The organism is Exiguobacterium sp. B2(2022) (assembly GCF_028823655.1).
Taxonomy (GTDB): Bacteria; Bacillota; Bacilli; order Exiguobacteriales; family Exiguobacteriaceae; genus Exiguobacterium; species Exiguobacterium aestuarii_A.
Genome location: NZ_JAPEHX010000039.1, coordinates 21,706 through 28,580, shown reverse-complemented (window position 1 = coordinate 28,580; position 6,875 = coordinate 21,706). Strand labels below are relative to the sequence as shown.

Genomic DNA, 6,875 nt, shown 5'->3' with positions numbered 1-6,875 from the left:
CTTTTTTGAAATATCACATTGACGTCTTTTCGATCTGTTGCTGAATCCACGCTTCGTCGACGGGACCTGTCTGCTTCGCCACAATGACTCCTTGTTCATCTAACACGTACGTTGTCGGTAGCGCGACGACACGATACTGTTGCTCTACGACCGCTTCTTCATCTAACAAGATTGGAAAATCAACCGGGTACTCTTGTAAAAAAGCCTCGACGTCCGCTTTTCCTCGTCGTTCATTTTTGGTGACATTCACACCGAGAACCGGAATGCCTGTCGCTTCTTCAAACGAAACCAGTTCAGGGAACTCATCTCGACAAGGCGGGCACCAAGAAGCCCAGAAATTAATGACTACCGGCTGTCCTTGGAACTGTGAAAGGGTCAGACTCTCCCCCTCTAGCGTATTCAAGGTGAAGTCGGGAGCTTGTTGCCCCACTTCGAGCCCTCCTAATACCGATTCATTTTGGACGATTGGAACCGCTTCTTCTTTCTTTTGTGTCGTCATATATTCTTCGTAGCCCTTGTAGGCAAGCCCAGCAATCAATAGAAGGATGAGCGTTCCGATTACGATTCTTTGTAAGCGCATCATTTACCCCTTGTTTGTTTTACTTAAGATTTCTACACTTAACTTATCACAAACCGTAAAGGAGCGTATGTATTGTGCAACTTCAAAACAAAAATGTTCAGATTACGTTAAAAGCACAGGGTGCTGAGATGACTAGTTGGAAAATAGACGAAACGGAATACTTATGGCAAGGTGATCCGACGTTTTGGGGACGACAGGCCCCCATTCTTTTCCCGATTGTCGGGCGGTTATTGGATGATCAATATGTATATGAAGGCAATACGTATACGATGAGTCAACACGGATTTGCTCGTGACGCGATTTTCGACATCGAATCATCGAATGAAACTTCCGTTCGTTTCACCTTGAAAGATACACCTGAATCAAGACAACATTACCCTTTCCCGTTTACTCTGAACGTATCGTATCAACTTGTAGGAGAAGAAGTCATTGTCACCTATCATGTTCATAATCCAGGGGAAACCATGTTACCGTTCAGTATCGGTGGTCATCCCGCATTCAATATCCCTTTCAAGGGTGGTGCGTTCGAGGACTATACGATCGACTTCGGAGAAGTACGTACACTTGACCGCTATCTATTAGAAGGACCTTATTTGACAGGAGCCTATCAACCACTAGGCGAACGGCAATACATCCCACTTACCCGTTCTCTATTTGACGACGATGCATTGATTTTCGAAAATGTGGAGTACGCCACGCTACGTCATCAACCGTCAGGAACGGCAATCGTGATGGAAAGCCCTTCATTTACTCACTTTGGCATTTGGTCACCACCCCATAAGGATGCTCCATTCGTTTGTCTTGAACCGTGGTTCGGTCACGCAGATTACAAAGGACACCGAAAAGATTTTCTACGCAAAGAAGGGGTTCAACTCCTTGCCCCAGACGAGACGTTCGAAGCAAGCTACACCTTATACATCGAAAAATAAAAGCAATCCGACAGTCATGTCGGATTGCTTGTTTTCGTTAAAAACGATCTTCTTGTTCCGCCTCATATTCTGATGGCGGCTTTTTCATGATGATGGCCAGAACGATATAAATCAGAAGCCCTGGACCACCTAAGAGTGCCATTGCCACAAACAGAACACGCATGATCGTGACGTCCACTCCTAAATAGTTCCCGAGCCCCGAACAGACTCCGGCAATCATTTTATTATTCTGATCTTTATACAATTTTCGTTCCATGTCATCTTCTCCTCAACTCGTTATGATCGTTGTGGTCGGCGTAACGTCGTTCTACCTCCGTTCGCCACTTCTCCACGGCCTTCAAAATCAAGCGCTTCATTAATCGGCGTACTACCCGACTTGATTTCGATTCGGCGACCGTATAGTCCACGGTTGTCAAGAGATGCAGAGATGACAGTCGCGACATCTGTCTCGGAAATCGTCGCACCGTCCGCATCATTCAAGTCTTCAGATGCTTCGATGGAACCTTTACTCGGTTCATCGACAATGGTCACTGGGCAAATGATCGTATAGTTCAAACCGCTATGTTCGATGTATTCGTCGGCGGCATTGTTGGCTGACAGAAAGTTAAAGAGTTCCTTTGGTGCGGCATTCGGTTGGTCCGCGCCATATGCACTGAGCAAGACGACGTGACGTACTCGTTCTTTTTTAGCAGCATCGACGTTTCGGTCGAGCAGTTCAATTTCGGTACTCGATCCGTCTGCGCCAGCAGTCGCCGCAATGATGACTGCATCTTGTCCACTTGTCGCCTCATGAACTTTTTTCTCAAGTTCTTTCTCGACATCAACCGTCAATACGCGCGCACCCATTTTCTCGTACTCTGCTTGTAGTTCAGGATAACGAATTAAAGCGGTCACTTGATGGGTCTTCGCTAGACTTTTCAATACACGTTTCCCGATCTTTCCTGTTGCTCCAATGACTAATACTTTCATTCAAATTTCCCTCCTCAAAAGAGTAGTTCATTTGTTTAAAATTCCTCTTTCAAGTCAGAATCAAACCCTTTTCTTAAAATTATCTGACCGTGCCCCACATCGATAAATCGAGGGCATCCCGAATGGATTGCACACTTTCTTCTAACGGTTCGTAGTAATAGACATTGTTGATATAAGCATCTTGTCCTTCAACTTGCATCTTATTCACGTCCGGGTTCGAAATCATCGTGAGCCCGACAGACGCCATTTGTAAGACATTCATCTCAAGACCCATTTCCTCTTTCATGAAACGATACGTTGCCGGAATCTTCGTCCAACCCGAAGGACTAGCCAATTTTTCTGCGACGGCTGTCATGACTTCGGTTTGACGATTCGAACGGGCACCGTCCGTATCCGACTTACGGTGTCTCGCATAGGCAAGTGCCATGTCTCCATCCATTGCGTAAGAGACACCTTCTGTATACTCATACGTCTGGTTGAACCCTTTCTCACTAAACGAGTGTGTTGCCGTCACATTGACACCACCAATCAAATCGATCAATTCCATGAACGACTCAAATGTGATCACGACTTGTCCATCAACCGACGAATCGGTCAGTCCTTCAACAGCACCTACCGCACACGTTGCACCACCATAAGCGAAAGCATGGGTGATTTTATCGCCATCCCGGTCTGGCTCACATGGAATGGCGGTATACGTATCGCGTGGAATCGACACGTTTTGAACAGTGCGTGAACGAGGGACAAATTCCATCAATTGCAGAGAATCTGTGCGGGACCCCGAGAGGGATTCCCCCACCCGTGCGTCACTTCCCATAATGAGGAACGTGAACGGAGAAGTCGCGACATACCCTCCGACAAGCAACATGAGAATGAGAAGAAGGGCCACTTTCCCTTTCCATTTACGCTTTCGTTTATTTGTTGGTTTTGCTGATTGCTCGACTTCACGTTTTGATGGTTTTGACGGATTGGACGGTCTCGATTGCTGCGCAGCATGATTTGACTTAGGTCGAGACGTTTTGCGCTTTGGTTTTGAGAATGACAGCATTCGAGGCATCCGTTTTCGCCGGTTTTTCGATGTTCCCTGGGTTGACTTCGACGCTTCTGACGATTTCTCGTTTAAGAAAGGATGCTCCGACTGAGAAGTCGTCCTTTCTTGATGTCGATCCGGCTCCGATACTTCATTTATATTCTGTCGCTCGTTCGTTGATTGCTCATGATTCAAACGAGACGCTTCGAGTTCTTGTTGTTCGAGTTCGCGCTTTCTACGTTCTACACGCGATAAACGTTGATCATCTTTCATATTTTCAATCCTCAACTTTATCAATTTTTCTCTATTATCCCGAACCCGCATTGATCTGACAACGTTTCTAAGGAAAATCCGTCTTAAGCATGAGACCATATGATTGTTTCAGATGAAATCCGGGAAAGGAATATTAATTGGTGTCTGCCCAAATCAGAGATGCATACAATAAGTATGAATGAAAGGAGGAGAGCTGATGCGCATCGGAAAATTACGCATGTTATTGGAGCAATATGGTGAGGCGACGTTACGTGATTTATTGGTCGAGATGTATCGTCATACTCCAAAAGATGTGATTGATGATCAAGACTTTGATTTTATGATCAGCCAGTTCACACGCTATAAAGAAAAAAAACATTCGGAAGAGCGTCATTCGCTCTCACAAACGATTACGTTAGCTGAACGTTTTGTCGATTCAGCATATGAACATTTATATATTCGTCCCAATCAAGTCATGTCCGATCGTGATCAAAAAAATTGGTATATCCACGCAAAAAAAATCATCCGTGATTTAGCCCACTATGCCGAAGAATATACAGAGGCACGCACGATGTATGAAGAGATGTTTTATCTTCTGTCAACGTCAGCCGGAGAAGAACCTCTCTTTTCAACGAGCGATCCGTTTCGCCTATTGAAAATCTCACAAGTCACGATGCTCCAAAAACTCATCCACTACTACCAACTAGACGCACCCTTTGATACCGTCTGGATTGACCGCGCTTTATATACTGCCCTCCACGTGCCAAAAGACGTGGATTCCACACGAATCGATTTACTATCAACCTTGCCGATTGAACACAGCCAAGCCAACACGAGAAAGATTCTTCACGCACGCATTCTCAAACTGTGTGAGCGGATGTTAGAAAAATCCCAGACAGAAGATACCGCACTTGAAAACTATCAAGCTCTTAAAATGTTAGAGCTCCGCCTCCTCGTCGCCGAAGGTAACTTACAAGAAGCCGAACAGAAGCTATTTTCAGAGTATATCCCTTTCTTTTCACATCGTTCCGAACCGTTCCGTGTATACGTCGATTTCTTAGAGAGCCATGGTCATACGGATGAAACAAAACGATTAAAACGATTAGCAAAAGAAAAACGTATTCGATTTTAGATCAGACAAAAAAAGGGAGTCAATCGATGACATCGGTTGACTCCAATACATGATATGAACGAGGGGTGTTCATTTGAAAAGGAGGACAGAAAGTTGGTGCAGAACTTTCTTCCTACACATATAAGTATAAAGCAACGTTTGTAACCGTTACCAAACGACTTATTGCGTTTTTGTGAACGTTTTCACGTTATTCGATCGTGTTCATAATCCCTAAACCAACGACGGATAATAACACGATTAATACGAAGACATACACCATCTCATTGGGTGATTGAAATCCTTCGTGAATCTCTACCTCTTCTTCGACAATGATGTTCTCGTGAATCACTACGGGTTCAGTTTCGGCCATAACCGTAGTCGGAGCAGCAATCATGAACAACATAGCGACGAGAATCAGTTGATAAATATATTTCATCATAAACTCCTAATTGATTGGTTTCATTGTGATTAAGTATATCATGTCTTCACCTCACGTCACGTCTGACATTTGACGAAACTCACAGATCTATCAGCGTAACTAATCAGTTTTTCTGAATCGGATGCTTACAATCTATTTAATTTCATGTTTTTATGAAAGTTGTTGATTATTTTCATCAATCAGGTTTCATGAGAATGCCATACAACTTTAAGTAAGATAGCGCTTACAATTTAATTGTACTTATTAACTCATACAGAAAGAAGGATTCTCCTTGAAACGAGCGCTACGCTTTGTAGAATGTAGGCAATTACCTATCCAGAAACGTATCTCCATTCAAACATTATACCCTTTATCGAAGACACCCCCGCTTCTTTCTTTGCCGCCCCATCATCACGTGTATAGCGCCTTAAATAAAGATATACCGTTAGCTGCATTCGCTGCGAACGACGAACATCTAGAAGCGTTTCAAATCATTCAACTCTCAAAGGTCTCATATATTGATCGTCATGTGTTTCGCGGGTTGCTTGACCGAATCATGTATGAACGAAGTCGAGAAACCACACACCCGATTACGTACTATCTTCAGGAAGAGGACTATCATAATCAAGATAAGCTTCGAATATATGAGGCAACTGGGTTTCAAGTATTCCATCAAACGAATACGTATCACTTGCCATTCATTCCTTGTGAGAAAGCATCGCATACGTACTGGACCCTCGAATTGATAGACTATTCACGTAGAGCGGATTGGCTCACTTTTCGTAATGCGCATTGTCATGTCTTGCCGGGCGCCATCCCGATGACGGATGAACAATTCGCACATGCAACTCGGCAACAAACACTGTTCTACACATTAAACTGGTGTCACCAACCAATCGGAATCATGAAAGTACGACTACATATGTATCACGTGTGCGTCCAAGAAATTCAATTAGATTGTGACGAGTCTATGTTGCGGGATGCCCTTTCCTTTCTTCAACAAAAGTTTTACGATGCGTTCAGATATATCGACGAGGCTCGTATTTCTACGACTAACCTGCAATCTGACTTGAATTTTGCACTTCGAAAGCAAGGTGCTCAAGTGTCGTCAGGCGGGATATATATGCTTACACAACAAGTGCTACACACGTCGATTGTATCAACTCGTTCTCACACGAAAAAGTTGTTCATTCGACGTCTTTTATTCTGCAGCAGTTGTCGACTCCATCGCCAAAGGCGGCATTTCCTTAAACAGTTCTGTCCGGAGTCCCGTGTCTCTCAAATCGAGCGATTCAATCCGATCAAATTTGATTTGACGATCTACGACACTGAACCAATACGTGATGTTCGGTTCATCCTTGAAACGAATCGCATAATTCGATCCATTCAAATGAAAATCGACCTCGGTAGACAGCAACTCTGTCGGACCAATCTGTTTATGGGTGGTTAACCGTTCGAGCACAACTTGCTCTTCATTGATGCGATAATCGACAAACGTCGCAAGCGAGAGTCCAAACACAAATGATACTAGGGCGAACATGCCCACCAATCCCATTGTGATTTTTCCGTTCATTTCGCTGTCCCTC

General features: G+C 44.1%; 8 protein-coding genes. 2 read left to right on the top strand and 6 right to left on the bottom strand.

Translation table 11 applies throughout. The features are described from left to right. Nucleotides 1-13: 13 nt before the first annotated feature. Entirely contained in the window at nucleotides 14-580 is a 567-nt protein-coding gene (locus ON063_RS09310; RefSeq protein WP_274664937.1) for a TlpA family protein disulfide reductase, read from the bottom strand. Between the two features lie 74 nt (nucleotides 581-654). Between ON063_RS09310 and ON063_RS09305 the strand changes: the two genes are divergently transcribed. After that, on the top strand, nucleotides 655-1,509 hold the full coding sequence (locus ON063_RS09305) for an aldose 1-epimerase family protein (RefSeq protein WP_274664936.1): 855 nt from the start codon (nucleotides 655-657) through the stop codon (nucleotides 1,507-1,509). Nucleotides 1,510-1,546: 37 nt separating this feature from the next. On the opposite strand, the gene ON063_RS09300 is transcribed toward ON063_RS09305, so the two are convergent. From ON063_RS09300 to ON063_RS09290, 3 genes are all read right to left on the bottom strand, one after another. Then, the gene (locus tag ON063_RS09300) at nucleotides 1,547-1,765 is read right to left on the bottom strand and encodes a PspC domain-containing protein (RefSeq protein ID WP_074033027.1); all 219 of its coding nucleotides are present in this window, start codon (nucleotides 1,763-1,765) and stop codon (nucleotides 1,547-1,549) included. Between the two features lie 20 nt (nucleotides 1,766-1,785). Continuing rightward, nucleotides 1,786-2,478: an NAD(P)-binding oxidoreductase gene (locus tag ON063_RS09295; RefSeq protein ID WP_274664935.1), complete on the bottom strand. Its 693-nt coding sequence runs from the start codon at nucleotides 2,476-2,478 to the stop codon at nucleotides 1,786-1,788. 79 nt (nucleotides 2,479-2,557) lie between these two features. Beyond that, nucleotides 2,558-3,781 (bottom strand): LCP family protein, encoded by a 1,224-nt coding sequence (locus tag ON063_RS09290; protein WP_274664934.1) that lies wholly within the window; start codon nucleotides 3,779-3,781, stop codon nucleotides 2,558-2,560. A 196-nt stretch (nucleotides 3,782-3,977) separates the two neighbouring features. Here ON063_RS09290 and ON063_RS09285 point away from each other — a divergent pair, with 196 nt between their 5' ends. Then, complete coding sequence (locus tag ON063_RS09285) at nucleotides 3,978-4,892, top strand: hypothetical protein (protein WP_274664933.1); 915 nt, start codon at nucleotides 3,978-3,980, stop codon at nucleotides 4,890-4,892. Nucleotides 4,893-5,079: 187 nt separating this feature from the next. On the opposite strand, the gene ON063_RS09280 is transcribed toward ON063_RS09285, so the two are convergent. Together ON063_RS09280 and ON063_RS09275 are read right to left on the bottom strand one after the other, a co-directional pair. After that, nucleotides 5,080-5,307: a hypothetical protein gene (locus tag ON063_RS09280; protein WP_074033023.1), complete on the bottom strand. Its 228-nt coding sequence runs from the start codon at nucleotides 5,305-5,307 to the stop codon at nucleotides 5,080-5,082. Between the two features lie 1,183 nt (nucleotides 5,308-6,490). After that, entirely contained in the window at nucleotides 6,491-6,862 is a 372-nt protein-coding gene (locus ON063_RS09275) for a hypothetical protein (protein ID WP_074033021.1), read from the bottom strand. Between the last annotated feature and the right edge of the window lie 13 nt (nucleotides 6,863-6,875).

Coding starts and splice junctions, on each gene's coding strand:
- ON063_RS09310 (WP_274664937.1), bottom strand. CDS start 580: ATGCGCTTACAAAGAATCGTAATCGGAACGCTCATCCTTCTATTGATT.
- ON063_RS09300 (WP_074033027.1), bottom strand. CDS start 1,765: ATGGAACGAAAATTGTATAAAGATCAGAATAATAAAATGATTGCCGGA.
- ON063_RS09295 (WP_274664935.1), bottom strand. CDS start 2,478: ATGAAAGTATTAGTCATTGGAGCAACAGGAAAGATCGGGAAACGTGTA.
- ON063_RS09290 (WP_274664934.1), bottom strand. CDS start 3,781: ATGAAAGATGATCAACGTTTATCGCGTGTAGAACGTAGAAAGCGCGAA.
- ON063_RS09275 (WP_074033021.1), bottom strand. CDS start 6,862: ATGAACGGAAAAATCACAATGGGATTGGTGGGCATGTTCGCCCTAGTA.
- ON063_RS09285 (WP_274664933.1), top strand. CDS start 3,978: ATGCGCATCGGAAAATTACGCATGTTATTGGAGCAATATGGTGAGGCG.
- ON063_RS09280 (WP_074033023.1), bottom strand. CDS start 5,307: ATGAAATATATTTATCAACTGATTCTCGTCGCTATGTTGTTCATGATT.